Source organism: Haladaptatus sp. R4 (genome assembly GCF_001625445.1).
In the GTDB taxonomy this organism is placed as follows: Archaea; Halobacteriota; Halobacteria; order Halobacteriales; family Haladaptataceae; genus Haladaptatus.
In genome coordinates this window covers 1-558 of the sequence record NZ_LWHG01000023.1, presented here as the reverse complement: position 1 = coordinate 558, position 558 = coordinate 1, and the positions used below count along the sequence as shown (strand labels likewise).

The 558-nt window shown below is 64.2% G+C and carries 1 protein-coding gene; it reads right to left on the bottom strand.

Translation table 11 applies throughout. The annotated features are described in order from the left end of the window. Positions 1-558 (bottom strand): ABC transporter permease (locus A4G99_RS14960; RefSeq protein WP_150123122.1); only part of this gene is annotated, 558 nt, incomplete at both ends.

Here is a 558-nt window from a genome sequence, read left to right as displayed (position 1 = left end):
CCCCAGCTTGCTTGTACGCGTTGTTCAGGTCGACGCCCCAGTTGGGCACCGAGGTGGGCAGGATGCCCAGATAGGCCAATCCGACGGAGGTGAAGACGACGTAGCGAGCGGCGTTGGCGAAGTTGACCAACACGAACGGCATCAAATTCGGGATGACGTCCTTGAACAGGATGCGCGGCGTGCTCACGCCCATCGTCCGGGAGGCTTCCACATAGGACTCCTCGCGCAGGGTAAGCACCTGCGAGCGAATCGAGCGGGCGAGGCCAGCCCAATAGTTGATGGTGATGAGGAGGCCGATGAGGACGGGGCTGTCGGGGTGGAAGACGGCGGCGAGCACCATGATGAGCGGCAGGCCGGGGATGGTCATGGCAATGTCCGAAAAGGACGTCAGTACGGTGTCAACCGTCCCGCCACTGTAGCCCGCCAGCGTACCGATGGCGAGCGCGATGACGGTGGCGAAGATGCCCCCGGCGGCGATCATGATGAGCATCGGCGGGGTGGCGTGAATCGCCATCGCCAGCACGTCCACGCCGGATTTCGTCGACCCGAGTGGCGCGT